The sequence below is a fragment of the Pseudomonas sp. TH49 genome (genome assembly GCF_016650625.1).
In the GTDB taxonomy this organism is placed as follows: Bacteria; Pseudomonadota; Gammaproteobacteria; order Pseudomonadales; family Pseudomonadaceae; genus Aquipseudomonas; species Aquipseudomonas fluorescens_H.
Window position 1 is genome coordinate 2,873,975 of the sequence record NZ_JAEKFL010000001.1, and the last position, 26,590, is coordinate 2,900,564.

The window sequence follows — 26,590 nt, forward strand, 5'->3', positions numbered from 1 at the left end:
CCACCTTGGGATTTGCGTAAATCTTTAGAACGAAGACTGGATCTTGATCCCCGCGATCAGTGCGTCATCGACCTCGTTCACGCCGCCCGGATGGCGGATGTATTGCAGGTTCGGGCGCACGGTCAGCCAGTTGGCGACGTGTACGCCGTAATACAGTTCGGCGCTGTATTCGGTGTCCTGCGGCGGCAGGAAGGACGGGTCGTCATAGTCGTAGACGGCGTGCGCCTGATTGCTCGCTTCGGCGTTCTTGCGGAAGGCCGGGTTGACGTGGACGCGGGCCAGGGCGAAACCGATGTCGTCCTTGGCGCGGGCATCGAACGGGCCTTTGTAGACCACGCCGGCCTGCACGTAGTTGTCGATCGCGTTGGTTTTCTTGTCGTGCATCGTCGCGTTGGCGAACACGCTCAAGCCGCGTGAGTGATCGCTGGCGATGCTGGTGATTTGCTGCTGGGCGCCGAACCACACGCCGTGCTTGCTCGACGCGCTCCGATAGGCTTCGCCGCTCAGTGCGGCGGGCTGGCCGTTCTGGTCTTTATAGACGTCAGAGGCCTTGGCGCTGCTGTAGTAGTAACCGGCACGGTATTCGCCCGGCAGGTCGTTGAGCTTCGGCGTCCACACCAGTTCCACCGGCAGCACGGCGCCCTGGGTGCCGCTGCCGCTGAGCTTGAAGCCGTTGCCGCGATCGAGGTTCGACGGGTTCTGCTCGTAGGCGCCGACTTGCGCGTACAGCTCCGGGGTCAGGTGATATTTGACCCGCAGTGCCCACTGGCTGACCGGCCAGTTGTACCAGATGCCGCCGACCCAGTTGCCGACCTGCGAGCCGCAGAACGCCAGGTTCTGGAAGTCGCACGGGAAGCTGTTGAAATCCTCGCCTTCGCCGAAGCGGCCGACCTTGATGTCGAGCTTCTGGTCGAAGAATTTCTGCTGATACCACATCTGCGTCAGGCGTGTGGTCTGGCCACGGCCCCAGACTTCCTGGGCCGAGGTGAAGCCGCCAACGCGTGGATCATTGATCCGGTCATTACTGATGTTGTTGCCGCTGCGCTTGGTGATGGTCAGCTGAAATTCGGCATCGTCCCAGCCAAGGATTTTTTGCAGGTCCAGGTGCGTGCCCAGGCCGAACTGATCGCTGTAGCGCGCGGTGCGATCGTGGTCGTAGCCGCCGTGCAGGTTGCTGCCCATTTCGCCGGTGTAATCGAGTTTGAAGTCGTAGCCTTTTTCCGCCAGCTCGGTACGCGTGCCGTTCCAGTCACCGAGCATCCACGGTGAGTCGCTGTCGAAGGCGGGTGCCGCCTGGGCGTAGGTGGCGAAGCCGAGCGCGGTGCAGCCGCCGAGCAGGCGCAGGGTTGAGATAGCGCTGTCTCGGGAGAAGGAAAAATCAGGCATGGGTCAGTCTTTTTTTGGTGTTTTACGGGGGTAAACCGAGCGCTTCAATTTGACGCAGGCAGTGAAGCGATTCAGCTGAAGGGCGGCAGGATAATGATCTGTAACAAAAAGACAAAGGGCTTTTGCAGACATGCAGCGTTTCGGATTCGGTAACAGTGCGGCAAACGGGCGCATTGTGGCGATGGTCGCAGGCTGCGATCTTCTCGGGTTGGCCTACATTTGATGCAAGGCCTTCCACCTGACCGGCCCCTCGGCTAAGGTGCGCGGCTTGTGCATTTTCACTCCGTCCAAAGGCCTGGCATGAACGACCACACTCCCGATCCGCTGCATGGCGTAACCCTTGAACAGATCCTCAATGCGCTGGTGGCGCATTACGAGTGGTCGGGGTTGGCCGAGCGCATCGATATCCGCTGCTTCAAGAGCGACCCGAGCATCAAGTCGAGCCTGACGTTCCTGCGCAAAACCCCGTGGGCGCGGGAGAAGGTCGAGCGCTTGTACGTGAAACTGATGCGCACCAAGCGTCCGCTCTGAGATGGATGCCGTTTCGCGGCGACGCCTGATCACGCTCCTCGCCAGCCTCGGCTGGGCCGGGTTGAGCATTCAGCTGTACCTGATTTTCCTTGCGCGACTGAGTGTCGATGCCAGTCTGCTGGGCGGGCTGGTGAGTTTCTTCAGTTACTTCACGGTGTTGACCAACACGCTGGTGGCGACGGTGCTGACCTGCGCGATCACCCGGCGTGAATCCGCTGCGCAACGCTGGTTTCTGCAGCCATGGGTCAGCAGTGGGGTGGCGGTGAGCATTGCCGTGGTGGGGTTGGCCTACAGCATTTTGCTGCGGCATTTATGGCACCCTGAAGGCTGGCAGTTTATTGCCGATGAATTGTTGCACGACGTGATGCCGTTGCTGTTTCTTGGCTATTGGTGGTTTTGCGTACCGAAGGGCACGTTGCGCCTGAAGCACCTGGCGCTGTGGCTGATCTATCCGCTGCTGTACTTCGTTTACGCGCTGCTGCGCGGGCATCTGCTCGGCGCGTATGCGTATCCGTTCATCGATGTGGCGCTGCTCGGTTATGCACAGGTGTTCATCAATGCTGGAGGGATATTGGTGGGATTTGTGCTGATTGGCTTGCTGGTGATCGGGGTCGACCGCTGGCAGTCAGGACGAAGTTAAAAGGTCAAAGTGGGAGCGGGCTTGCTCGCGAAGGCGTCAGGTCAGTCAACATCATGGTTGAATGATCGACCGCATTCGCGAGCAAGCCCGCTCCCACAAGGGCAAATCACTCTTCTGCCGAACCCTCAGCCCGCCAGTAACCGACGGCTTTGACGAACTGTTCATTGAGCCCATGCTCATCCAGCAGCACCCGACGGATCTGCCGCGAGACCTTGGTCTCGGTCGCCACCCACGCATACAGATTGCCCTTGGGCACCTGCAGCTCTTTGACCGTGGTCAGCAGGTTGTCCTTGCCCCCGTCGCGCAGGACCCAGATCACATTGACCTGCGCCGCACTCTCCAGCACTTGTTGCTCGGCACCGTTCTCCACTTCGATCACCACCAGCGCCTTGCGATTCGCCGCCAGACCTTCGAGGCGGCGGGCGATGGCGGGCAGGGCGGTTTCGTCGCCGATCAGCAGGTAGCTGTCGAAGATGTCCGGCACGATCATCGAACCGCGTGGCCCGCCGATGTGCAGGAATTGCCCGGGTCTGGCCTGTTCAGCCCAGGTCGAGGCAGGGCCGTCGCCGTGCAGGACGAAGTCGATGTCCAGCTCGAGTTTTTCCAGGTCGTAGCGGCGCGGGGTGTAGTCGCGCATCTCGGGCAGCGGGCCGTTGTCCTTGCCGGCGCCGAGCACCATGGTTTCCAGCGCAGCGGTTTGTTCGGCGTTCTGCGGGAACAGCAGTTTGACGTGATCGTCGGTGCCCAGGCTGATGAACCCGGCCAGCTCCGGCCCGCCGAGGGTGATGCGGCGCATGCGCGGGGTCAGGTCGACCACGCGCAGCACTTCGAGTTTGCGGCGTTTGATTTCGTGCATCACGCGGTGAATGGTTTGCGTATCGACTGCAGTCATTCGGCTTTCTCCGGGGCAAATTGAACGGCAGGGCCGTCGACGATGGCTTTGGCGGTGTCGTTGAGCAGCGCGGCAACCCGTTGGATTTCTTCCGCGCTCCAGCGTCCGTGGTGCAGCTGCAAGGCGTGGCGCAGGTTGTGCACCGCCTCGTGGATTTCCGGCGGCCGGTCATGGCCGCGCAGTGAACGCTTGCTGACGTCGATGCGCATGCGCACGCCGTCCAGCGCTACCGCTTGCTCGCTTAAAGACAAACGACCGGCGTCGGTCACGCTGTAACGTTTTTTGCCGGCCTCGGCGTCGCCGCTGATCAGGTCGCTTTCTTCGAGGAACGTCAGGGTCGGGTAGATCACGCCGGGGCTGGGGCTGTAGGCGCCATCGAACATGCCTTCGATCTGGCGGATCAGGTCATAGCCGTGGCAGGGCTGCTCGGCGATCAGCGCCAGCAGCAGCAATTTCAGATCACCGGGGGCGAAGACCCGTGGGCCACGCCCGCCGCGTTCACGGCCGGGGCGCTTTTCGAAGCCGTCACGGCCGTCGCCGTGTTCGCGGTGATGGTGGGGGGAATGATGGTCTCTCATTTTTGCCTTCTCTCTCGTCGTGTTTAGATACAACTTAAGATATATCTTTACGCCGGCGCAAGAGGTCCTGACCAACGGTGCAGATCTGATTCATCGAATCCGCAGGCGCAAAAACCGGAAAACGATCAAAAAAAACCGGTATTAAATCCCGCGGCAAAGGCGCAGTTTAGTGCTAACTCTCTAATGTCCGGTTTCGCCCTTTAATCTCGGGAAAGTGTGGTATCGGTCTTACGGAAGTTGCCGCAAAGTTCTGGCGCGTAGAGTCACCCGGGTGGCGCGTTGTAGCCTGTCTCTTACAGTTGAACAGGAACTTTCCTGGTTTTCGCGGTTTTTTCTCTCTCATCTAATGGCGCTCAGGCTACAAGGTCGCAGGACATTGCCTGCTTACTTTAAATATAAATTGGTTGACCATGCCTCGGCGTTGAAAGTTAACGGTGAGTCACTAACTGCTCGTGACTGTTGTGCTCATCTTGATCTTTCGATGAATCAACTAATTTATATAAGACAGGTATTCAATGATGCTCAAGAAACTCGCCTTTGCCGCCCCTCTGACCGTATTGGCCATGAGCGCCTCGATGGCGTTTGCCGCCACCGAAGCCAAGCACTCGATCAGCATCGTGGCGCACGTGCCGCCTGATGACTTCTACGCGGTGCCGGTGGATGCCGACCTGGTCAACAAGGATCAGGACATGAGCTACAACCCGTCCACCGATTCGATGCGCGAGGTCAACGGCCACTTCGACGTGCTGCACACCGCCGGCAAGGTTCACGCCCGTCTGGAAGGCGTGCCGAAGCTGATTGCCGGCAACAAAACCGTCGATCTGAAGGTCGAACTCAACGGCAAGACGCTGACCACCCTCTCTCAGGAAGTGGTCGGTGACACCGAGTCCAATACGCGCTATCGCGCACCCTTCAAGATCAGCGCTACCGGTGCCAAACCCGCCCCTGGCGACTATACCGGCGTGGTCATGCTGGTCGTGGAACCTTCGGTCTGAGGCATAACGGCAATACCTGACGTTACTTGTTCAAGTGGCGTAACCGGTCGGCAACTTGCAACTTTAAAGTTGTCCGGCCGGACTTTTACTTTCCGGTAATCAGAGTATTCGTTCATGTTTCCGATGACGCCCATCGCGGCTGCGCTTGCGTTGCTGACTTGCAGCGGCGTACTCGCGGCGCCCGCATCCGTTGATAATACGCCGCGAAGTTTGTTGGCCCAGGCCAAAGGGTTGCCGGCAGACTTTGAAGAGCACTTCTTTGATGTTCCATTGGCTGTTCGCGTAGAACTTGATCAGCAACCTCTTGGCGAGGCAATGATCGTCTTGTCGCGTGACGACCGCATTACCCTGCTCGACTTCACCGACACCAGTGACAGTCGCATCAGCGCCGCCGAGCGTGAAACCTGGGCGAGCATCCTCAAACCCGGGATCGCCCTGGGAAGTTGCAGCGGCCAATGCCCGGAGCAATTGCTGGCGGTGCACTACAACCTCGAAAGTTCGCTGCTGTCGATCGTCACGGAAAACGCCGAGCGTGATTTGCAGGCGCAACGTTTCCATGAGCAGCCGGAGGGCGGCAGCAGCGGTCTGATGCTGCGCAATCAGCTCAACCTCAACGGTGGCCAGGATCAGGATCTGGGTGGCCGTTTCGGTCTGGAAGCCAGTGCCAGCCTCGGCAACTGGAGCCAGTCCTTCAATATGCAGCTGGCGCGCCTCGGCGGGCCGGACACCCAGACCTATCACGCGGTACACGAGCTCTACACCCAGCGTGAACTGCAGGGCAGTTTTTTCCGTCTGGGCTATTTCACCCCCAATTCCGAAGGCCTGACCCGCCAGCCACGGTCGTTCGGCACCAGCCCCGACACGGCGGTGGGCGTGATGTACGGCAGCTCCGACAGCCTCGCTGTCGACAGCCCGCGCCCCAGCGTGTACCCGATTTTCGTCACGGCCAATCGCCAGGCGTCGGTGGAGATCTATCGCGATGGCCTGCTGATCAACACCCAGTCAGTCACTGCCGGCCTGCAGACCCTCGACACCCGGCCATTGCCCGGCGGCATCTACGAGGTCGAAGTGCGTCTGATCGAAGACGGCCAGACCACCTCGACCACCCAGGAACTGGTGTACAAACCGGTGAACTGGCGCAACCTCGACGAGCGCTGGCGCTACAACCTGTTCGCCGGGCAGGAAAGCAAATTGCTCAGCAACTGGGACGAACAGGACAGCGGTGAATTCACCGCCGGCGCCGCGCTCAACTACCTGCTGCACCCGCGAGTGATCCTCGGGTTGTCGGCACGTCAGGTGCGCGACACCTTGCAGTACGGCACCTCGATCGACTGGAGCCTGGCCGACAGCGTCAGCTTTTTCGCCAACCTCTATCAGACCGAGGATCACGGCACCGGCGCCGATGTGCAGGGCCTGTACAACTACGGCGCCGGCAGCCTGGTGGTCAGCCACAACCGCAGCTGGCTCGACACCCGCAACAGTTACGACACGCTGCCCGACGGCACCCGCGTGCGCCAGCGCAATGTGTTCATCGGCGAAACCAGCAATTCGTCGCTGGCGATCAACCATCGCCTCAGCCGCAAGAATTCCTTGAGCGCACGGGTTTCGCACAGCGAAGGCAACGTCGAAGGCGTGGGCATGGACCTTGGCTGGAGCCAGCGCACCGAGCTGTTCGGCAGCGATGCCAACTGGCGGTTGTCGCTGTTCGATCGGCCGGGCAGCTACAGCAGCGGCGATGCACGCAATCGCGGGGTCGACCTGAGCATCAGCATGGCGCTGGGCGGCCCCGGCCAGCAGGTCTCGGGCAGTATCGGCAGCCGCACGGCACGCGATGGCGGGCGCGACAACAACGCCTCGCTCGGCTATCGCAAGGACTGGCAGGACCACGTGCTGCAAAGCGTTTCGCTCACGGCGCTGACCGATACCTACGGCGTTGGTCTGGCCAGCCTGGCCAACTTCCGAACCGACTGGATCAATGGCGACGGCTTCCTGCAGCGCTCGTCCTATAACGGCAACTTCACCGGTGGCGTGAACCTCGACAGCAGCGTGATCGTCGGCGCTCAGCGGCTGGTGCTGACCAGTCAGCATCAGGGCCGCGGCGCCGGGATGATCGTCGATGTCGAGTCGGATATCACCGACGTCGCCCTGCGCGCCGACGACCTCAGTGGCGGCAGCGCGGCGCTGCGCCCGGGGCGCAATTTCATCCCGCTCACGGCGTATCGCAACAGCTCGGTGAGCTTCGATTTCGAAGGCAATCACGTCCCGGCGGCCAGCATCGAGCCGGCCCGTACCCGCTATCACCTGAACAAGGGCGGCGTGGAGTACCGCAAGGTCCGCGTGATGCAAACCGTCACCGTGCTCGGGCGCCTGCTCGACCCGCAGGGCCGGCCGCTCAAGGGCCACCACGTGATCAATCACGCCAGCCGTGGGGTCAGCGAAGTCGACGGATTTTTCTCGATGGAAATGCACGCCGGCGCACCGACGCTCGAAGTGCGCTACGCCGATCAATTGCTTTGCCGGTTCCGGCTCGATATCGACAGCCACCGCCGTGAAAACAACGTGCTGATGATCGGTGATTTGCGCTGTTCGCCGGACACGTTGGCCGAGGCCACCCACAAGGCCGAGACCGCGGGTTGATTTCGGCCTGCCAGAGGAGATTTTTCCAGACATGAACGTCGCACGCTTGACCACACTCCGTCGTCGCTGGTTGCCAGCCCTTGCGCTGGCCGCGATCACGGCTTCTCCGAGTCACGCCGAACAGGTGTCCATCACGGCCGAATTCAGGCCGGACTCGTCTTATCCACATCGCAACAAGTTCGTTAACACCACGCCACCCAGCGGCTATTGCACCTACGATCCGGCGCAGTGCGAACAGAACGAAATATTCAGTTTGCAGGTGCCGATCCAGTTCGATTCGCGTGTGCCGATCATGGCCAATCACCCTTCGCCACGGCAGGGTGCGACATTTCAGGTGCCCACCCAATGGCGTGAGCTGACGGTCTATCACGAGAGCACCCGCGAGCCGGAAACCGTCAGGGTAAGGATTGTCGGGATCGGTTCGCGCTACGTGACCGAGGACGTGATGAAACTGGTGGGTGGCGCCGATGACTATCGCCTCGCGCATAACCTTTTATGGGGATCGAGTTGGGTCAACGCGCCGGCGCCCTGTCAGTACAGTGGTGTGGGCTGGTACACCGCCGAATCCTACGCATTTTTCTGGAAAACCCCGTCGGCCACTGCCTGTACCAAGCAGGCGAAGTTCGATGTGCCGTGGTTGCGCCTGGATTTCCTCGATTTTGCCTATGAGCTGGAAACGCCCAACCCGTTGGGCATGTCGTCGGGGCACTACACCGGCGATCTGACCTACAGCGTCGGCCCGAATTCCGACTTCGATTTCGGTGACGTGATGATGCCCAGCAGTTCATCGCTGACCCTGAATTTCAATCTGGATGTCCGGCACACCCTGAAGGTCGATATCCCGCCCGGCGGTGAAAAAGTCCGCATGGTGCCCGCCGGTGGCTGGCAGGGCTGGCTGCAGGCCGGGCGGCGGCCGGTGAGCCTGTTTCGTGACCAGACGTTCACTATCTCGGCCTCGTCGCGGTTCAAGATGCAAATGATGTGCGGGCCCGGATTGAATGGCGAGTGCGCCATCGAGGATGCCGAGACCAATCGCCGGGCCGAGATGTTCGTCAGTGTCAGTCTGCCCAATGGTCTCACCGACCTGTCCGGCCAACCGGTAAGACGCTTGCGCCTGAAATCGGGGGAGGATAACGCGCTGTATTTCAAACCCGGGTTCTATGTGGATCGGGCTCCCGGCGTCCTGCATTTCGAAGTGCCGCCCCATTCGATGGCCACCATGCTGCGCCCCGGCGAGAGCGGCAGCTACAGGGGCACGGTGATTGTGATCTGGGATTCGGATATCTGATGGGCCGCCTATCGAAGCGCCACGTCGGCAGTGTGTTCAATGACCAAGGAATCAAGGTGATGAAACGTTTGTTGTTATCAATCGGTTTGAGCGGGTTGTCCTTCGCCCTGCAGGCCGCTCCACAGATCAATGTCGGGACGGTGTACGACTATCTCGAGGGTGACAAAAGTACCTACCTCAAGCGCGTATTCAACAGCGGTGACAGCACCGCGTTCGTCAAGGTCAACATCCTCGAAATCATCTACGACGCCGACGGCAAATCGCGGGAGATCGAAGTCAGGAATCAGGCGGACATGAGCAGCCGTGACGGCCTGATGGCCAGCCCGGCGCGGCTGATCGTCCCGGCCAATGGCATGCAGGGCACGCGCCTGGTGTTGCTGGGCGAGCGCGACCGGGAGCGCTATTTCCGCGTGCGCTTCATCCCCGTGGTTCCGGAAAAAGAAGACGAGTTCGCAGTGTCCGCCGATGAGCGCGAACAGTACAAAAACACTTTGTCAGCCGGGGTCAACGTCATGACCGGTTTCGGTACGGTGTTCTTCGTACGCCCGAAAGACAGCCGTTTCGACAGCGTGATCGAAGACACCCCGACCCTGTACCGCGTGCGCAATAACGGCAACACCGTGGTCGTGGTCGACGAGTTTCGCAACTGCGCGCTGAAGGACGAAACCGCCTGCGAGCCGACCACCAAACATCACGTGCGCGCGGGCAACAGCTTCGAGTTCGAGAAAAAGCCCGGGCGCGAATACCGCTTCAATCTGGTGGAAGGCGCCAGCAAGAAAACCTTGCGCGTTGCCGGCCGCTAATCACGGGATGACCTGAGATGATCAAACAATCGTTCATGGCCGTGAGCGCGGGACTGCTGACGCTGTTCAGCAGCACGCTGTTCGCGGCGCGCGAAGAGCACCGCTTCGAGGTGTCGGTGGACATCCCGACGCTGGGTTTTTACGTCATACCGGCCGAGACGGACTGGATTCATCGGGCGCAGATTCTGCCGTGGAATGTCAGCAGCAAAAGCCTCGGTGGATTGCGCAAACACTTCGACGTGCGGCACGACACCAGTGCCATCGAGGCCCGACTGGACAGCCAGGCGTACCTGTCCAATGGCCGCGCCGAACAGAACATTTATCTGCGCGTCAGCTTCGCCGATATCGAACTCAGTCATGAGTCGCCGCGCCAGGTGGTCTCGGCGGAGCAGGCTCGGACCGGTGGGCGCTATGTGCTGGAGATCCAGCCGATCGTGCCCGCCGGTGGCTACAAACCGGGGAGTTATTACGGCAACGTACAGCTGATTTTCAATGCCGCGGCGCCCTGAATCCACGGGCCTGTCCGCTCTCCAGTGGACAGGCCGTGGAAGTTTACGCCGGCATCAAAGCCCGGCGCGTCGCAGTGCCTCACGGGTCAGACGGCGTGCCAGTTCTTTTTCGTCATCGGCCAGGTCAACCAGCAATCGATCGAACACCGCGTCGCTGATCGGCGCTTCGTCGAACACCACCGTCGGGGGGACGGGGAGGTCCTGCATCAGGTCCAGGAGCTGTTCGCGCAAGGCCTTACGTTGCTCGGTCTGGGTCGACTCGCTCCACTGCCGCTGCACTTCGCGCAGCGATTCGAGCTTGTCATAGTTGGCCTGGAAGCGACGCTTGTTGCTTTCCAGCCGTGTCGGATACTTTTCTTCCAGGTACTGCGTCCAGAAGTCGAGTTCGAGCATCGCGTTCACCAGACCGTCGCCTTCGCCCAGCGCCAGCACGGTGCCATAAGCCTGATCGATCATCGCGTCACTGACGCCGGACACCTGTCGATACAGCATGCCTTCGGACTGCCACGGCAAGCCGAGGCGTTTCGCCAGGCCGGTCTGATAGGCCAGGTAGATTTCCACATCGTCCGGGTTGCCGCCGCGGCTGGCGACGTCGGCCCGGGCGATCTCGTTGACATGCTCAAGACGTGCCGCGCCCTTGGCCAGCGTCACCAGTTTCAGCTCCAGCTCCTTCGGGTCGACCGAATAGGCATGGGCCTCGTAGGCGAGCACGTTGATGCCCATGTGATTGAACAACTGCGCACCGGCATCGGCGCAGTCCACCGGTGCGACCACCATGGTGAACAGTTTTTCCCGCAGGCGGCTGTCGACGTGCACGGCGTCGAGCATGCGCCAGACGCGCTGCATCAGTTGCGCGCGCGCGGCGCCATCGGCCCGGTAGTCGGCGAAGTCACGCACGCTGAGCAGCGTCGCCATGAATGGCTGTGCGGCGGGCTCCTCCACCAGTTCCGCCCACGGGGTTTCGCGGTCGACGCCCCAGCCGGGGACATCGCTCCAATAGTCGGCGCCATAGTTGGAAACGATCGCCGTGTTCTGCCCCGGGGCCGGGGACAGCAACGGCTCCTCAGGCAAGGCCATTGCCCGGCGATGGGCCTGGTAGCGCAGGCGGTTGATATCGGACAGGGCCACCACGTCCAGACGCGTGCGGGCCACCAGCCACTGCGCATCGGAGCCCGTCGGAGCTTCGGGGATCTGCGTCAGCGGGTTGCCGCGCAAATCGAGCAGCAACGCCCGGGGCCGCGGCCTGGCCAGAATGCCTTCGGGCCAGGTCGTCAGCCCGGTGTTTTTCAGCACGACCACCTTCAGACGCGGCATGCGTGAAAGATCGGGTGACAGGCCCAACGGGTTGTCGTCCATTTTCAGCACTTCGAGGTAGCTCAGGCTGCGCAGCCGTTCGACCGCGACCGGATCAAGCACGATGTGGTTGTTGCTCAGACGCAGCCGTTCGAGGCGCCGCAGTGTGGTGCCGATGCGCTCCGGCAAACGGGTCAGCTCACAGTATTTGGCGCTGAGTTCGACCAGGTTCGGAAAGTCCTTGAGCAAGCCGTCGGGGTTGGTGGAAAACCGCGTGTTGTCGAGTTTCAGCACCGTGACCTTATCGAGGAATTTTTTCAGCCCCGGACGCTTCGCCCACCAGACTTCAAGATCCACGGAGAGCAGTTCCCGGGACAGATCGAGGGCAAATGACGAGGGATCGGCACGATTGCCCATGTCCGGGTTCTTGCGTTCGAAGCAGTCCAGCAGACTGTCGTAGATATGCAGCCCGCCACCGTCGCGAAAGCCCTGGCTGCCCGGTCCCCAGCTGTCCGGTTGCTGATAGCGCCAGCGATGGACGATGGCCCGCAGCTCATCGAGATCGTTTTCATGGGTTGCGATGGCCTTGAGCGGCTCGCCCTGTGCGGTGAGCGCGTCGGCAAACGCATTGACCTCGCCCGGGCTGAAGTGCGGATGCAGGTCCTGAATGCGTTCCTGCAGAGTCGCCGCGTTCCTGCTCAGGGCCGGGCCGCGCAGCAGAAACAGCGTGGCGTGTTCAGCGACCGGGCGGATCGGCGGGGTGGCCAGCAGTGTGCGGCGTTCCTCGGGAGGCAGGGTCTTGTCGATGACCCATTGCCGGAACTGTTCGACATCGTGGGTGCGCATGCCCAGGGCATTGCCACCCTCATGGTCGATGGCCTGCGCCATCGCTTCATACAGACCGCTCGGGGCGTGGATCGGCTGGTCGGCGCCATCGCGCACCTGATAACGATCAGCCGCGATCCGCACCAGTACGCGCACCCGTTCGGCGGACGCGGCACCGGCCTCGCACCGCAACGGGCCATCGAAGCTGCCCTCGCGGATTTCCACGCGCAATGCGCCGAAGGTATCGCTGTAGTGCCGCAGCGCGCCGAGGATCAGCCGTTCGCTGTCGATGTTGCTCAGGGCTTCGCTCTGCAAGCCCTGAGCGGCACGGACCGATTGCACCTCGAATTGCACCTCGCGCGCCAGCGTGCGCAGACGCAATGGCAGGCGCCGCTGGGCCACGATCGCCTGCGACTCCATCGGCGTGGCCTGGGCCACCACGCGTTCGGCGAGGGTCGAGGTCAACTGCGGGCAGTCCACCAGCAATTGACGGGCTGCCGGCGAAAGCGCAGTGGCTGAAGCCTGCGGCGGTGTGGCAGCCAGGCGATCGAGGGTGTCGCTGAGCAGGGGCGGCGGCTCAGTGTTGTCCACGTGCATACGCCGCAGCAGATTATCGTCGGTGCCGGTGAGCAGGCGCATGTGCTCCAGTTGTGCGCTGCTGAAACCCTCGGTGCGATGGCCGATGCGGCGCATCAGCAGGGTTCCCTCCCACTGGCGCGGGTTCTCCGTTTCACAGACCCAGGCGCCGTCGCTGTTGTGCGTCAGGCTCGGTGCGTAAGCCTCGGGCCGTTGCGGATGACGGATGCGATGTTCACCGGTGACCGGGTCCTTCGCCACTTCGAACAGTTGCCCATCCAGCTTCAGTAACTGTTTGTCCCCCACTGCATGCAGGCCCTGCGCATCCGCTTGGCTGTGCGCGGGCAGCGTTTGCTCCGGCAAGTGATAGGGCGTCAGGTCGGGGCTCCACAGGCGCGTGCGGCCATCCGCCGATTGCACCGGTTTCATCTCCTGGACAAACGCCGACAACCTGACCCGGAAGGTCTGGCCAATGGCCGTGCCCGCGGCAAAGGCGCCGAACTGGACGATGTTTTCCAGCACGCCAATCGCCTGTTCACCGGCCTCGGCCTTACGTCCTTCGGCCAGATCCACCAGGCATTCGAATGTGCTGTCGAGCAGTTGGTACATCGTGTAGCCGAGCATCAACTGGCCGAGGAACGGCATAAACGGCGTCACCACCAGCAACGCGACGTTGAGGATGTTCGAGAGCATTTTTTCCAGGTTGTCCCACCAGGCCCAACGGGCCATGCGGTCGGCATACGCCGTGGAAATCGCGATCTCGGCGGCATCATTGAGGATCTTGTTGAGCTTCTGGCGATAGAGATACCCCCACAGATCACCGTTGAAGCGGGTCTCGCGGTCGTCGCGGATGTTGCTCAGGCGAAACCGCAGATTGGGGTTGTCCACCGGCGTTTCGCGCCAGGTTGGCATATTGGCTTCGGCCTGTACCGGCTGCCATCTGACCTGCGCCAGACGGTCATTGAGCTGCGCGAAAAAATGCCCGCGCTGCTGCTGACCGACAAACTGGCTGAAGAATTTCTGGTAGCTCTCAGAGGTTGTGCTGTCGCGCAATTGCCGGGTCAGTTCGGCCATCAGCGCGAGTGACGAGGGGTATTGCTTGAGCGGGTGTTCCGGGTCGTGGGGGACATAGGCGATGAGTGGCACCGGCGTGCGGGCGCCGAGTAGATCCGGGGCGATCAGGACGATGCCGGTCAGCGTGGTGTCCATCATCGTCAGGTTGTAGTAACTGACGGTCCGGCCTTTCCATCGCAGATTGCGGCGGTCGTCGAGCATGCCTTGCACGACGTCATAGGCGTCCGCGTCGATGTGTTTTTTCGCCAGAGCCATGCGTGCGGCGAGGTGCAGTGCGCTCTTCTGGCTGAGCCCGACCTTGTGCCGCAGAACCTGGCGTGCGACGCCATCGCCGGGCAACAGGAAAGCGTTCAGGTGTTGCTGGTAGCGCGCGCCCAGGTCGAGTTCACGGCACAGTGTTTTGAACTGTTCGATGCGCATTTTGTGCTTGAGCGGTTTGACCGTGAAGTGGCCATTGGCATCCGGGCGGCTGATGAATTCCGAGTCCTCGCTGAACACCTCGCCGCTGGAAAAGTTATGCAGCGCGGCATCCAGCAGCGAGACCGTGCGGCTGTTGGTGGCGCCGGCGAAATCATGCACCCACCAAGACGTGTTCACCGGGGCGTAGAGGCGCAGCCAGGTCTGTTCGACATCGTCCTCGACACCGAAGCGCGCCGTCAGTGCCTGTTGCAGCAGCGGTTTGGCAAAGGCGTAGACGTCTTGCAGATTGTTCAGGGCCTGGTCGACTTTGTTCTGAGCCTTCCAGGCCCTCTGCAGTGCCTGTTGCAAGTGCTGATGATCGGCGGGCGCGATGTCGCGATGCCAGGGCTCGATGCCCGGTTTGAGGGTTTTAAGCTGGTTGACGCGCGCGACACTGGTCTCGCGCAGCCACGCCGGCATGGCCTTGGCGATCACCTCATGGTGAACGCCGGGAGCGGCGGGCGTGCGGGGCAATTCGGACTGAGGTTCTTGCAGGGGCTGGATGGGCATGGCGCTGATCGTCCTTGATCGAAATGGAACGATCAGACTAGGCAACGACCGCTGTCGAAAAAAGCGCAAATACCCGCTCTGAATGGCGTAGGTCTGGCGCGGACACTTCGAAAAATGAACGCTGAAAAATACACAGTTACCGCACCGGCCCTGTGCCGATATGCCTTAGCGCGCCGCAGTGACCTGCGGTGCCTGGCACATCGTGTGCGTGCCCGGTTGCAGGTACGGCGAGAGGATCGGCGCCATGCCCTTGAGCACCTGTACCGGAAGCGCCGAGGTGAACTTGAAGTTCTCCGCCGAGCGCCCGGGGACGAACGCAGTCAGCGTGCCGAAATGGTTGTTGCCGATGTAGAACACGAAGGTCGCGGTGCGGTTGATCGACTTCGAACTGAGAATCCGCCCGCCAGAGCCGATGGCTTCGATGCGGTTGTCGCCGGTGCCGGTCTTGCCACCCATGACCAGTGGCGTGCCGTCGGCGGTTTTGAAACTGCCGGACACCCGTTTCGCCGTGCCCGAGTCCACCACTTGCGACAACGCCTCGCGCATCGCCGTGGCAACCTCCGATGGCATCACCCGTTTGCCCACGTGCGGGTCGTTGGTCAGGCGTGTTTCATAGGGGGTGCCGGCGGCGAAGTGCAGGCTGTCGATGCGCAGGCTCGGCATGCGTACGCCGTCGTTGAGGATGGTGCCGATCAGCTCGGCCAGCGCGGCAGGGCGGTCGCCAGAGCTGCCGATGGCGGTGGCCAGCGACGGCACCAGATGGTCGAACGGATAGCCGACTTTCTGCCAGCGCTGGTGAATCTCCAGGAACGCTTCGATCTCGAGCATGGTGCGAATACGACTGTCGCGGGCGCCCTTGTGCTTGCTCTTGAACAACCAGCTGTAGACTTCCTGACGCTCGAACTGACTGGCCTTGACGATCTCGCTGAAGGTGGCGTCCGGGTGGTTCAGCAGGTAGCCCATCAGCCACAGATCGAGCGGGTGAACCTTGGCGATGAAGCCCTGATCCGGCAGGTCATAGCTGCCCGGGCCGTAGGCGTCATACAGTCGGATGAGGCGGTCATCGGTGAGTTTTTCGGTGAGCTTGGCGCCCTTGAGGTGCGAACGCACGAAGCTGTTGAAATCTTCCTGACTGGCGTTGGGCAGCAGATAGCGGTGCACGGCGGCCATGCGGATCGGCGTCGGGCGCATACTGTCGAGGAAGGTATCGAGGCGCGCCGGGGTGTCCTTGTTCTTGTACTTCTTCCAGAACTTGAGCAGGAACGAAGTGCCTTCGCGGTCGGCGAAACTGGCCAGGTATTCCTGACGGCGCGGATCGCGGTCATCCTTGAGCAACTCCGCGCTGCTGTTGGGGCCGGAGTAGGTGACATAGCGCACCACGTCACGCATCAGGCGAATGAACGGCAGGTTGATCGACTCGCGCAGGGCATCGCGCAAGCTCGGCATACGGCCGTTGTCTTCGTTGCGGAAGTTGTGGAACACATGCAGGCCGCCACCGGTGAAAAACGCCTCGCCGGGGCTGGCCGAATATTTGCGGTCGAGCGCGGCGCCGAGCATTTTCGACAGGTCGTGGTCCTTGTTCTGGATCAGGTAGTCGATCACCCACTGGCTGAGGCGGTCCTGATCCGGCACCTCGACTTTCTTCAGCTCCGGCACCGTCATGGCGCCGTACTTGTCGTGCAGCTCGGAGATGATCTGCAGGTACGTGGTGAGCACGCGCATCTTCGCCGTCGAGCCGAGCTCCAGTTTGCTGCCTTCGTTGATGTCGAACGGCTGGTCGGTGCTGTCGGTCTGCACGCGCACTCGCGAGCCGTCCGGGGTCAGTTCGAACAGGGTGAAGCTGTAGCGCACCTGGGTGGTGCTGGTGGGGGTGAGCAGGCGTTCGCCGATCAAACCGATCTGCCCGGCAAACGCGGGGTCGGCGAGTTTTTTCAGGTACTCGGTGGCCTGGGTCTGCAGATCGCCCTGCAAAGTGCTGGTGGCCGACAGGTCGAGGCGATCGAGGTCGTACAGTGGGCGATTGAGCATCGTTGCCAGACGGCTGCGAGCGACGCTGATGCCCTTGTTGGTTTCGATCGGCTGAATGGTCGGCTGGGTCTGCCAGTCGCGGTAAGTGACCTTGCTCGCCAGCGCGGCATCGGCCAGCGCGCTGTCGATCACGCCGTTCTGTTTGAGCAGGCGCAAGTGGCTGTCGGTGAGGTCGGCGAGTTCTTCACGGCCCTTGGTCAGGTAATGCGAAGGGCGGCGCTGGGCGATCATCAGCGAGAGCATTTCGCGCAGGGCCAGACCTTTGTCGGCCATGGTTTTCGGATCGGTGGCCGGGCTGTTCAATTGTTCATTGGCCTTGTTGAAATCGCTGCCGTACCAGACCCGCAAACCTTCGGCCATGCCGTGTACCTCGCCATGCCCCGGCACGGCGGAGAGCGGCACGCTGTTGAGGTAGTCGCGGATGATGTTCTGCCGTGCGCCGAGGGTTTCGGGGCCGGGCTGATAGGCGCGCACGCTGGCAGAGATCATCTGGCGGATCTTCTCGGCGCCAGACACCGTCAGGCCATCGGGCGAATGCCGGTACTTTTCCAGCTGTGTCGCCAGGGTACTGCCACCCGCCGATTGCCCCGGCAGGTGCAGCAACTTCGCTACCTGAGACCACGCGGCCATGCCGAAACGCGGCCAGTCCACCGCCGGGTTGGCCAGCGGTTGTTTGGGGTCGAGCAGAAAGCGGTTTTCGATGAACAGCAAACTGCTGACCACCACCGGCGGAATCGCCGCGAAACTCGAATACAGCTGCTGCGGGTACTTGTACTGATACAACGGCGCGGCGCGGCAATCGGTGATCGACAGCCCGGCCTGGATCTTTTCCGAATAGGGCACGAACAGGCCCTTGTCGGTGTAGCTGAGCAGCGCCGGAGAAAACCGTGTCTGCTCGGTGATCACGTAATCGCGCTTGAGCAGGCGCGGCAGGAATTCATCGAGGGAGCTGTAGCCCAGACGCAGATCGAACGGCCCGTTGCCCGGATAGCGGATCGCTTCGCTGGGGCCGGGTTCCAGCTGATATTTGAGCGAGGCGGCGTATTGGCTCAGCTCCCTGGACTGAAAGCGCGAGGTGCGCATTTCCTTGTTCGCGGCCAGACCCACCACAACCGCGATAATCAGCAGCAATAACCAGAACGCCTTCCAGCCATGCCGGTTGCGGCGTTTTTTTGGGGGGATAGGCGCTTCATCCACACGTTCAGTCGGAACCACGGCTTTACTCGAATCGGTTTGCCACAAAGCGCCCATAGTCGATTGATCCATTCACGCAGATTGATCGGACTTGACTGAAGCTTAGACGGTGGTTGGTGATGGGGAAAAAAAAGTGCGGGGAAGCCATCTGAACAAAACTGAAGTCGGTGGCTGTTTTGAGTGGAGGTTATCTGTGCTGAGGGTATTTATCTGTGGTGATGGGATTTATCTGTGGCGAGGGGATTTATCCCCGATGGGGCGCGAAGCGGCCCCTGACCCAGGGGCACCGCATTTGAAGAGCTTGGGCCTGCTCCGCAGTCCATCGGGGATAAATCCCCTCACCACATTCAAATCCCCTTACCAGAGATAATCACCATGATCGGGCTTCGGTAACGAACTTAGAGCCAACAGGCGTCCCAAAGCGGGTAGTCGCCTATCCGCTCCACCAAACCTGCCCGTAGCGGATTGGCGATGATGTAACGGGCGAACGGTTTCAAGTCTTCGCCATCGCGAATTGCCCGGTCGTGGAAACCGGTTTGCCACAATCGGCCGCGACGACCGGTTTCCCTGTTAACAGCTTGGGTGCAACGTGCCTTAACTGCGCCAACAACAGCGCCAAGACTGCCGCTGTTCAACTGCATCAACCAGTGAAAGTGATCGGGCATGACCACCCAGGCAATGGATTCCGCCCGACCTTGCTCATGGGCGTGACGAAGTTCTGCGACCAATAAACGGCCTGTGCGCCAGTCGGAAAATACCGGCTGGCGGTCATACACAACTGAAGTGACGAAATAAGCTCGGCCTGTTTCGGAATTTCGGCCTAAACGAAAACGGTAGGTATTTGGTTTGACTGGCATGTTCGCTCCTTGCGTTCAGTGATCAAGGTCTGAAGGCTAGTGGCGGATTACTTGAGTGGGATCTGTAAATGCCGTAGGAATTTTCGGACGGGGCGAGTAGATGGGGTTGACTGTGGCGAGGGGATTCAGCGAAACGTCGCACAGCCCCCGATGGGGCGCGAAGCGGCCCTGACCAAGGGTGATCACATTTTAAGAGCTTGGGCCTGCTGCGCAGTCCATCGGGGATAAATCCCCTCGCCACAGATAAATCCCCTCACCACAAAAACCTTTCAGCTCACAGGGCCATATGAATTAAAGAGTGCCGGTCTAGAGCTGTTTAATCTTCAAGACCACCAAAGCAGGTACATGACGATGCACCAACGCTGTGCAATACTCGCCGGCCTTTTTGGTGGCGACTATTCCTACGTAAAGCAGTTAATGCCTCTCCGTAAACCGGCTTTGCGCCGAGAGTTCCCGCTGAATGTTGTTGCTTATAGAGTGAAAAGCCCTGTCACAAGCTTTTTATACTGCACGCCCCGCTGATCTTGCAGGTCGGGACCTGCGAGACGTGTCTGCCCACGAGGTGGATGCGGTTTCGGGAAGATGAGGCCTATCGGCCGACGCTTCGCCACTCGGTGGTCATATCCAATAACAAGACGAGGTTGTATCCCTATGCCAGTCGGCAATCACCTGCCCCATGGCGAGACCGCTCACGGCGGCCCGCTCAAACGCGAACTCGGTGAACGGCATATCCGCCTGATGGCGCTCGGCGCCTGTATCGGCGTCGGCCTGTTCCTGGGTTCGGCCAAGGCCATTGAAATGGCCGGTCCGGCGATCATGCTGTCGTACATTCTCGGCGGCCTGGCGATCCTGGTGATCATGCGCGCCCTCGGCGAAATGGCCGTGCACAACCCGGTGGCCGGTTCGTTCAGCCGCTACGCCCAGGACTACCTCGGCCCGCTGGCGGGCTTTCTCACCGGCTGGAACTACTGGTTCCTGTGGCTGGTGACCTGCGTCGCGGAAATCACCGCCGTCGCCGTGTACATGGGCATCTGGTTCCCCGATGTGCCGCGCTGGATCTGGGCCCTCGCGGCGCTGGTCAGCATGGGCTCGATCAACCTGATCGCGGTAAAAGCCTTCGGTGAATTCGAGTTCTGGTTCGCCCTGATCAAGATCGTCACCATCATCGCCATGGTGATTGGCGGCATCGGCGTCATCGCCTTCGGTTTCGGCAACGACGGCGTGGCACTGGGGATCTCCAACCTGTGGGCCCACGGTGGCTTCATGCCCAACGGCGTGACCGGTGTGTTGATGTCCCTGCAAATGGTCATGTTCGCCTACCTCGGTGTCGAGATGATCGGCCTCACGGCCGGTGAAGCGAAGAACCCGCAGAAAACCATTCCCGATGCGATCGGCTCGGTGTTCTGGCGCATTCTGCTGTTCTACGTCGGCGCGCTGTTCGTGATCCTGTCGATCTACCCGTGGAACGAAATCGGCACCCAGGGCAGCCCGTTCGTGATGACCTTCGAACGTCTGGGGATCAAGACCGCCGCCGGCATCATCAACTTCGTGGTGATCACCGCGGCGTTGTCGTCGTGCAACGGCGGCATCTTCAGCACCGGGCGCATGCTTTATAGTCTGGCGCAGAACGGCCAGGCTCCGGCCGGTTTCGCCAAGACCTCCAACGGCGTGCCGCGTCGGGCGCTGCTGCTATCGATTTTCGCCTTGCTGATCGGCGTGCTGCTCAACTATCTGGTGCCGGAGAAAGTCTTCGTCTGGGTGACCTCGATTGCGACCTTCGGCGCGATCTGGACCTGGGTGATGATCCTGCTGGCGCAACTGAAATTCCGCAAAGGCCTGAGTGCCAGCGAACGTGCCGGCCTGAAATACAAGATGTGGCTGTACCCGGTCAGCTCGTACTTTGCGCTGGCGTTCCTGGTGCTGGTGGTCGGCCTGATGGCGTACTTCCCCGACACTCGCGTGGCGCTGTATGTGGGGCCGGCGTTCCTGGTGCTGCTGACGGTGTTGTTCTACGTGTTCAAGTTGCAGCCGACCGGTGAAGCGCAAGGCGCGGTGCGTTCGGCCAGTTGATGTAGCGCGATAGCAAAAGCAAAAGATCGCAGCCTGCGGCAGCTCCTACACGGGATATGTATTCACCCTGTAGGAGCTGCCGCAGGCTGCGATCTTTTGCCGTTTTACCGCCGGTCTGAAAGAGCGATACAAACCCGCATCCAAGGCTCAAACCTGTATCACTTTGCAATTCCGCGCGGCAGTGAACCGAGGCGCAGACATGAGGGCGAGCGCATTTCTCGAACGAGAGCTCAGTCACCGGCAAGCCCTGCTGTTCTTCCTGCTCGCCACCGCGTTGTACGTCCTGCCACTGATCCTCGCCGACTTCCCCTACATCGACGACAACTGGCGCACGCTGGCCGCCGGCAATGCCTGGGCCGGGCAGGGACGATTGTTTGCCGACTGGTTTTATCAGGCGCTGACGTTCACGGGGGCCGCGCCGAACATCTATCCGTTACCCCTGTTGCTCGCCACCCTTGCCATGTCGCTGGCACTGACCCGCCTGACCTTTCACTACTTCGCCGAACCGACGCTGGCCTGTTGTCTGGTGCCGTTACCGCTCTGGTACAACCCGTTCCTGTTGCAGAACCTGTCTTATCAATACGACGGCCCGATCATGGCCCTGAGCATGGTCGCGGTGATCTACGCCATCACGTTCGAAGGTTCATCGCGGGTGCAGCGCTGGCTGGTGCCGGCGGCGTTGCTGGCGCTGGCGATCGGTCTTTATCAGATCAGCTTCAATGTGTTTCTCGGCCTGTGTTGCGTGGAACTGCTCAGGGCCGTCCACCAGCAGACCCGCTGGCCGGACACCTTGCGCATGCTGGGCTGGAAACTCGCACAAGCGGTTTTGGGCATCCTGATCTACAGCGTCACCGCTTACCCGTTCATGGATACATTACGAAAAACGGATCTGCTGAACGGAGACGCCCAGCCGCTGCTGCAGATTGGCGTCAACTTCGCGCGGGTTCTGGAGAAAGTCGCGCTGTTGTTTCACGGCGGCTACCTGTGGTTTTTCGCTGTGCTGGTGTTGTGTGCGCTCGCCGGCTGCGTGCGGCTGGTTCAGTGTCGCCAGCCTCGTTGGCAAAGCTTGCTGCCGGGCTTGCTGACGCTGCCCGTTCTGGCCTTGCTGGTGCCGGGGATCACCCTGCTGTTCCGGGATTTCAATGAAGGTGCGCGGACCCTGATGGGGTTCGGCGTGTTGCTGTCGGGATTGTTCTATCTGGCGCACGTTGCGCTGGCATCCGGGCACCGCCGCTTGCCGTTGCTGCTGATCATCCCGCTGCTGGCGACACTCTCGCTGTCCTTCGCGTATGGCCGGGTGCTGAGCCTGCAGAAAACCTTCTCCACCAGTGCGCTGTACAGCCTGAGCCACGACATCGCCGAACATCGCGAACTGCGTGAAGCCAAGCGGATTTATCTGTCGGTGAGCTACTCCGACCGCTGGCTGGCCAGTGCGGCCGGTTCATTCAAACGGCTACCGGTGCTGCCCTATCTGCTCAACGTCGATTACTTCGTGCTTGCGGAAAATCTGCCGGCAGCGGGCATCACCAACGTGGTCGCCGAACGCGAACGGCGCAACGCCACCCGCGTCGGCTACCAGGGATTTCCAGCGCTGGTGGACAGCCTGTATTACCGGATTTACCTGATCGGTGATTACGGCTTCATCGTCATGAAGGAACCGCCCCACGGCAGATTGTTGCAGTGGTGAATGAGCGACCGTTCATCTGATTATGGCCACCACCTGTAATTTCTGACAGTAGACCGTTCAAGCGCCTTGCCCTAGCTTCGAAAGTCCCCCGGACGAAGCCATGGCAAGGAACCGTAATGAAAGGATTTCCTGCGCTGACAGTGATTGGAATTGCCGATGCCCTGATCCACTGGCAGATTTTTTTCGTCCTGTGCAGCGCCGCGGGACTGACCCAGGCAGCCAGCAACTTCGCTGCGTTCTGCGTGGCGGCGGCGTTCTCGTTTTACGTGAACATGCTCTACACCTTCGACAGCAAAACCCCGGTATTCGGCTATTTGCTGTTTATGGGGCTGATGGGGGGCGCGAGCTTTGGTATCGGCAGGATTGCCGATACGCGTGACTGGAGTGGGCTGCTGACGGTCACGGTGTTTACCGCGTTGAACCTGATGTTGGGTTACGGCTTTTTCCGGTTTGTGCTGTTTCGTGGACAACGGACATGAAATCCTTGGTGGCCGTACCTTTTTTAAAAGATGCGAATGTTTCAGTACGGGCCGATCTGCTGGCTCTGGCGGCAGTTCTGATTATTGCGCTGTGCGTGCGGTTCTACTCCATTACAGTCCCCGTGATCTGGTATGACGAGGCTTACAGTTTGCTGTTGGCGCGAGAAACACCGGCGCGCATTTGGGCGTTGACCGCTCTGGATGTGCATCCTCCGCTCTATTATGTGCTGCTGCATTATTGGGTGGCGGTGTGGGGAGAATCTCCTTTGGCGGCTCGTGCATTCAGTGTGCTGGCCGATGTCGGCACGTTGTTGCTTTGCATCAAGCTGATGAGCCTGATCTCGACACGCAGGGCCACCTGGATTGCTGCGGTACTGCTGGCGCTACTACCGATATCAGTGCATTACAGTCAAGAAGTGCGGATGTACACATTGCTTGGGTTCTGGCTGATGGCCGCATCCGTGGCATTGCTATGTTGGGTAAGACATCCTGAGCAAAAACGCTTTGCGTTGATCTACGTTTTGCTGATGACTGCCGCGTTTTATACCCACTACTTCGCAGGATTGTGTGTGCTGGTGCATTGGCTGTTCTGGTGGCAGAGCCGGGCCACTCGCGACGGCGCGGCGATTTCAGCGCATTCATGGTTAGTTGCCAATATTGCGATCGTGTTTCTGTATTTGCCCTGGATTCCTCATCTCCTTTACCAATTAGCTGATACGGAAGTCTTGAATTGGATAGAGCCCGTGACTTTGCAGAAAGCTTTGGCGCTTGTTTGGCAGTTCACAGTGATGGGCGATGACACCCTCCAGTCGCCGGAGTGGAAGTTGGTTCCACTGGTGTTAATGCTGCTGTTCGCGGTAACAATCACTTCAAGCAAGACCAGTGAGCGGCCTATTGGCTGGCTTCTGGTCAATTATTTTTTTGTGCCATTAACAGCCCTTTATCTGATTGCCTTGATTCATGCACTATTTGTAACTCGATACCTGCAGTTTTCGGCGCCGGCCTTGGCAATGATTACAGCGGTCGCGCTGGATAGATGGGGTTCGCGTCGCGCTTTGTTGTCCAAAACAGTGTTATTAATTTGTGTTGTTGCGCAATTACATGGGCTGACTATGGTTTACCGACAAACCGATGGCCTTGAGGGGACTAGTGCTCGAAGAGAGAGTGAGTTCAGCACCTTGATGAATCAATTGAATCATAATGCCCGTCCGGGGGACGAAATTATTGTCAGCACGGAGTTCTGGGTCATATCGGTCGATTACTACAACACGACAGGCATTAAGCCCAAAATTGCTACCAAGTTATCGATCGACAGCTTTCTAAAACTTACGAGTCGTGGCGCATTGAGTCTGATAGACGATCCGGCTGCGCGAGTCTTTATCGATGGCGTAACGAACGCCGATTTTCATAGCCGAAGAGTTTGGTGGATTACCTATTCAAGCCTGCCCGATGGCTGGTCTCTTTTTAAGCAGAGGCGAACACCCTCACTCGTGTTTGATGGTGTAAGTTTTTCCCTCTACTTGTTCACTCCAGACGCGCCAGCCATCGTGCAGGCCAGCACGTCTGCAACAAGTTATGCCGCCGCTATCTCCTGCGGCTCAAAACTGTCCGCCCGCGCCATCTGCCACATCCGCGAATAGAACTCGCCATTCACCTCGCCGGTGAGCAATTCCCCCGGTTTGAGAAACACATGCAACTGCGAAAACAGTTTGATCTCGGTTGCCGACATGCGTCGCACCAGGTGTTTGGCCGACAGTTGCGACGGATGCTCGAGGCCGGCGGCAGCGAGCATTTCTGCCAGCGCCTTGAGCGTGTTGCGGTGGAAGTTGTAGACGCGCTGGGCCTTGTCCGGGACGACCAGGGCGCGTTGGCGCAGGGCGTCTTGCGTGGCGACGCCGGTCGGACATTTGTTGGTGTGGCAGCTTTGCGACTGGATGCAGCCGATGGCGAACATGAAACCGCGCGCCGAGTTGGCCCAGTCGGCGCCGATGGCCAGGACGCTGGCGATGTCGAAGGCGCTGACGATCTTGCCGCTGGCGCCGAGTTTGATCTTGTCGCGCAGGTTCAGGCCGACCAGGGTGTTGTGCACGAACAGCAGGCCTTCGCGCATCGGCACGCCGATGTGGTCGGTGAATTCGACCGGTGCGGCACCGGTCCCGCCTTCCTTGCCGTCGACCACGATGAAGTCCGGAAGAATGCCGGTTTCCAGCATGGCCTTGGCGATGCCCATGAACTCCCACGGATGGCCGAGACAGAACTTGAAGCCCACCGGTTTGCCGCCGGACAGTTCACGCAGTTGCTGGATGAAATGCATCATTTCGATCGGCGTGGAAAACGCGCTGTGGCGTGACGGCGAGATGCAGTCTTCGCCCATCTGGATACCACGGGTGTCGGCGATTTCCTGGGTGACCTTGTGTTTGGGCAGAATCCCGCCGTGGCCGGGTTTGGCGCCTTGGCTCATTTTGATTTCGATCATCCGCACCTGCGGATTCTGCGCCTGGGTGGCAAAGCGCTCCGGGTCGAATCGGCCATCGCTGGTGCGGCAGCCGAAGTAGCCGCTGCCCAGTTCCCAAGTCAGGTCGCCGCCGTGTTCGCGGTGATACGGGCTGATGCTGCCTTCGCCGGTGTCGTGGGCGAAGTTGCCGAGTTTGGCGCCCTGGTTCAACGCGCGGATCGCGTTGGCGCTGAGCGAGCCGAAGCTCATCGCCGAGATGTTGAACACCGACGCCGAGTAGCTCTGGGTGCACTGCGGGCCGCCGACGGTGACGCGGAAACTGTTGGGGTCGCTCAACGGTGCCGGGCGCATCGAGTGGCCAATGAATTCGAAGCCTGATTGATAGACGTCGATCAGCGTGCCGAAGGGTTTGTCGGCGCTTTCATTTTTCGCCCGCGAATACACCAGCGAGCGCTGGGCGCGGGAGAAGGGCAGGGCGTCGCTGTCGGATTCCAGCAGGTACTGACGAATTTCCGGGCGGATGCCTTCGACCAGATAGCGGATGTTGCCCAGGATCGGGTAGTTGCGGCGCACCGCGTGCGGCGCCTGCATCAAATCGAACACACCGAGCAGGCTCAGCACACCGGTGACGGCGGTGATCGGCCACAGCCAGTCGTGTTCGAGAAAGGGCAGGCTGGCGAGGGTGAAAATCACGCAGACGGCAAAGAAGGCGTAGCGGCTCAGGAGTGACAGGCTCATACGGTTTCCTTGGTTCGGACTCAATGGTTTGCAAACCTGTGGCAGCAGGCGGGCCTGTTGAAGAGATTTATTGTGGTGAGGGGATT

At 60.5% G+C, this 26,590-nt stretch carries 18 protein-coding genes; 11 read left to right on the forward strand and 7 right to left on the reverse strand.

Features of this window, described 5'->3' with window-relative positions; translation table 11 throughout:
* Positions 1 to 24: 24 nt before the first annotated feature.
* Positions 25 to 1,386, reverse strand: a complete 1,362-nt coding sequence (locus JFU48_RS13130) for a carbohydrate porin (protein ID WP_201136673.1) — start codon at positions 1,384 to 1,386, stop codon at positions 25 to 27.
* A gap of 300 nt (positions 1,387 to 1,686) precedes the next feature.
* Here JFU48_RS13130 and JFU48_RS13135 point away from each other — a divergent pair, with 300 nt between their 5' ends.
* Both JFU48_RS13135 and JFU48_RS13140 read left to right on the forward strand, forming a co-directional pair.
* Complete coding sequence (locus tag JFU48_RS13135; RefSeq protein WP_003227831.1) at positions 1,687 to 1,917, forward strand: VF530 family protein; 231 nt, start codon at positions 1,687 to 1,689, stop codon at positions 1,915 to 1,917.
* 1 nt (position 1,918) lies between these two features.
* Positions 1,919 to 2,557: a Pr6Pr family membrane protein gene (locus JFU48_RS13140; RefSeq protein ID WP_201136674.1), complete on the forward strand. Its 639-nt coding sequence runs from the start codon at positions 1,919 to 1,921 to the stop codon at positions 2,555 to 2,557.
* A gap of 106 nt (positions 2,558 to 2,663) precedes the next feature.
* On the opposite strand, the gene JFU48_RS13145 is transcribed toward JFU48_RS13140, so the two are convergent.
* Both JFU48_RS13145 and JFU48_RS13150 read right to left on the reverse strand, forming a co-directional pair.
* A complete protein-coding gene (locus JFU48_RS13145) occupies positions 2,664 to 3,449 on the reverse strand; it encodes a siderophore-interacting protein (protein WP_201136675.1) in 786 nt (261 codons plus the stop codon).
* A complete protein-coding gene (locus tag JFU48_RS13150) occupies positions 3,446 to 4,027 on the reverse strand; it encodes a PadR family transcriptional regulator (RefSeq protein ID WP_003227826.1) in 582 nt (193 codons plus the stop codon). The genes JFU48_RS13145 and JFU48_RS13150 overlap by 4 nt, the downstream gene beginning before the upstream one ends.
* 518 nt (positions 4,028 to 4,545) lie before the next feature.
* Between JFU48_RS13150 and JFU48_RS13155 the strand changes: the two genes are divergently transcribed.
* The 5 genes from JFU48_RS13155 (at position 4,546) to JFU48_RS13175 (ending at position 10,259) form a co-directional block, all read left to right on the forward strand.
* Positions 4,546 to 5,022, forward strand: coding sequence for a CS1 type fimbrial major subunit (locus tag JFU48_RS13155; protein WP_177434765.1), 477 nt, complete (start codon positions 4,546 to 4,548; stop codon positions 5,020 to 5,022).
* Between the two features lie 114 nt (positions 5,023 to 5,136).
* Positions 5,137 to 7,659, forward strand: a complete 2,523-nt coding sequence (locus JFU48_RS13160; protein WP_201136676.1) for a CS1-pili formation C-terminal domain-containing protein — start codon at positions 5,137 to 5,139, stop codon at positions 7,657 to 7,659.
* Positions 7,660 to 7,690: 31 nt separating this feature from the next.
* Complete coding sequence (locus tag JFU48_RS13165) at positions 7,691 to 8,947, forward strand: hypothetical protein (protein ID WP_201136677.1); 1,257 nt, start codon at positions 7,691 to 7,693, stop codon at positions 8,945 to 8,947.
* A gap of 59 nt (positions 8,948 to 9,006) precedes the next feature.
* Positions 9,007 to 9,750, forward strand: a complete 744-nt coding sequence (locus JFU48_RS13170) for a molecular chaperone (RefSeq protein WP_201136678.1) — start codon at positions 9,007 to 9,009, stop codon at positions 9,748 to 9,750.
* Positions 9,751 to 9,767: 17 nt separating this feature from the next.
* Entirely contained in the window at positions 9,768 to 10,259 is a 492-nt protein-coding gene (locus JFU48_RS13175; protein WP_201136679.1) for a CS1 type fimbrial major subunit, read from the forward strand.
* 54 nt (positions 10,260 to 10,313) lie between these two features.
* Here the strand turns inward: JFU48_RS13175 and JFU48_RS13180 are convergent, their stop codons facing one another.
* From JFU48_RS13180 to JFU48_RS13190, 3 genes are all read right to left on the reverse strand, one after another.
* Complete coding sequence (locus JFU48_RS13180) at positions 10,314 to 14,996, reverse strand: dermonecrotic toxin domain-containing protein (RefSeq protein WP_201136680.1); 4,683 nt, start codon at positions 14,994 to 14,996, stop codon at positions 10,314 to 10,316.
* Between the two features lie 165 nt (positions 14,997 to 15,161).
* Positions 15,162 to 18,275: a transglycosylase domain-containing protein gene (locus tag JFU48_RS13185; protein ID WP_201136681.1), complete on the reverse strand. Its 3,114-nt coding sequence runs from the start codon at positions 18,273 to 18,275 to the stop codon at positions 15,162 to 15,164.
* A 341-nt stretch (positions 18,276 to 18,616) separates the two neighbouring features.
* On the reverse strand, positions 18,617 to 19,075 hold the full coding sequence (locus JFU48_RS13190; protein WP_201136682.1) for an REP-associated tyrosine transposase: 459 nt from the start codon (positions 19,073 to 19,075) through the stop codon (positions 18,617 to 18,619).
* A gap of 651 nt (positions 19,076 to 19,726) precedes the next feature.
* Here JFU48_RS13190 and JFU48_RS13195 point away from each other — a divergent pair.
* From JFU48_RS13195 to JFU48_RS13210, 4 genes are all read left to right on the forward strand, one after another.
* Positions 19,727 to 21,145, forward strand: coding sequence for an amino acid permease (locus JFU48_RS13195; protein ID WP_003227810.1), 1,419 nt, complete (start codon positions 19,727 to 19,729; stop codon positions 21,143 to 21,145).
* A gap of 199 nt (positions 21,146 to 21,344) precedes the next feature.
* Positions 21,345 to 22,832: a glucosyltransferase domain-containing protein gene (locus JFU48_RS13200; protein ID WP_201136683.1), complete on the forward strand. Its 1,488-nt coding sequence runs from the start codon at positions 21,345 to 21,347 to the stop codon at positions 22,830 to 22,832.
* Between the two features lie 116 nt (positions 22,833 to 22,948).
* Positions 22,949 to 23,311 carry a GtrA family protein gene (locus JFU48_RS13205; protein WP_103484896.1) on the forward strand — a complete coding sequence of 121 codons (363 nt, stop codon included), beginning with the start codon at positions 22,949 to 22,951 and terminating at the stop codon, positions 23,309 to 23,311.
* Positions 23,308 to 24,951 carry a glycosyltransferase family 39 protein gene (locus JFU48_RS13210; RefSeq protein ID WP_201136684.1) on the forward strand — a complete coding sequence of 548 codons (1,644 nt, stop codon included), beginning with the start codon at positions 23,308 to 23,310 and terminating at the stop codon, positions 24,949 to 24,951. The genes JFU48_RS13205 and JFU48_RS13210 overlap by 4 nt, the downstream gene beginning before the upstream one ends.
* Here the strand turns inward: JFU48_RS13210 and JFU48_RS13215 are convergent.
* Complete coding sequence (locus JFU48_RS13215; RefSeq protein ID WP_201136685.1) at positions 24,885 to 26,504, reverse strand: FMN-binding glutamate synthase family protein; 1,620 nt, start codon at positions 26,502 to 26,504, stop codon at positions 24,885 to 24,887. The genes JFU48_RS13210 and JFU48_RS13215 overlap by 67 nt on opposite strands.
* Positions 26,505 to 26,590: the final 86 nt, after the last annotated feature.

What these genes read in the sequence shown, in the direction of transcription:
- JFU48_RS13130 (WP_201136673.1), bottom strand. Translation starts at nt 1,386, where the DNA reads ATGCCTGATTTTTCCTTCTCCCGAGACAGCGCTATCTCAACCCTGCGC.
- JFU48_RS13135 (WP_003227831.1), top strand. Translation starts at nt 1,687, where the DNA reads ATGAACGACCACACTCCCGATCCGCTGCATGGCGTAACCCTTGAACAG.
- JFU48_RS13140 (WP_201136674.1), top strand. Translation starts at nt 1,919, where the DNA reads ATGGATGCCGTTTCGCGGCGACGCCTGATCACGCTCCTCGCCAGCCTC.
- JFU48_RS13145 (WP_201136675.1), bottom strand. Translation starts at nt 3,449, where the DNA reads ATGACTGCAGTCGATACGCAAACCATTCACCGCGTGATGCACGAAATC.
- JFU48_RS13150 (WP_003227826.1), bottom strand. Translation starts at nt 4,027, where the DNA reads ATGAGAGACCATCATTCCCCCCACCATCACCGCGAACACGGCGACGGC.
- JFU48_RS13155 (WP_177434765.1), top strand. Translation starts at nt 4,546, where the DNA reads ATGCTCAAGAAACTCGCCTTTGCCGCCCCTCTGACCGTATTGGCCATG.
- JFU48_RS13160 (WP_201136676.1), top strand. Translation starts at nt 5,137, where the DNA reads ATGTTTCCGATGACGCCCATCGCGGCTGCGCTTGCGTTGCTGACTTGC.
- JFU48_RS13165 (WP_201136677.1), top strand. Translation starts at nt 7,691, where the DNA reads ATGAACGTCGCACGCTTGACCACACTCCGTCGTCGCTGGTTGCCAGCC.
- JFU48_RS13170 (WP_201136678.1), top strand. Translation starts at nt 9,007, where the DNA reads ATGAAACGTTTGTTGTTATCAATCGGTTTGAGCGGGTTGTCCTTCGCC.
- JFU48_RS13175 (WP_201136679.1), top strand. Translation starts at nt 9,768, where the DNA reads ATGATCAAACAATCGTTCATGGCCGTGAGCGCGGGACTGCTGACGCTG.
- JFU48_RS13180 (WP_201136680.1), bottom strand. Translation starts at nt 14,996, where the DNA reads ATGCCCATCCAGCCCCTGCAAGAACCTCAGTCCGAATTGCCCCGCACG.
- JFU48_RS13185 (WP_201136681.1), bottom strand. Translation starts at nt 18,275, where the DNA reads ATGGGCGCTTTGTGGCAAACCGATTCGAGTAAAGCCGTGGTTCCGACT.
- JFU48_RS13190 (WP_201136682.1), bottom strand. Translation starts at nt 19,075, where the DNA reads ATGCCAGTCAAACCAAATACCTACCGTTTTCGTTTAGGCCGAAATTCC.
- JFU48_RS13195 (WP_003227810.1), top strand. Translation starts at nt 19,727, where the DNA reads ATGCCAGTCGGCAATCACCTGCCCCATGGCGAGACCGCTCACGGCGGC.
- JFU48_RS13200 (WP_201136683.1), top strand. Translation starts at nt 21,345, where the DNA reads ATGAGGGCGAGCGCATTTCTCGAACGAGAGCTCAGTCACCGGCAAGCC.
- JFU48_RS13205 (WP_103484896.1), top strand. Translation starts at nt 22,949, where the DNA reads ATGAAAGGATTTCCTGCGCTGACAGTGATTGGAATTGCCGATGCCCTG.
- JFU48_RS13210 (WP_201136684.1), top strand. Translation starts at nt 23,308, where the DNA reads ATGAAATCCTTGGTGGCCGTACCTTTTTTAAAAGATGCGAATGTTTCA.
- JFU48_RS13215 (WP_201136685.1), bottom strand. Translation starts at nt 26,504, where the DNA reads ATGAGCCTGTCACTCCTGAGCCGCTACGCCTTCTTTGCCGTCTGCGTG.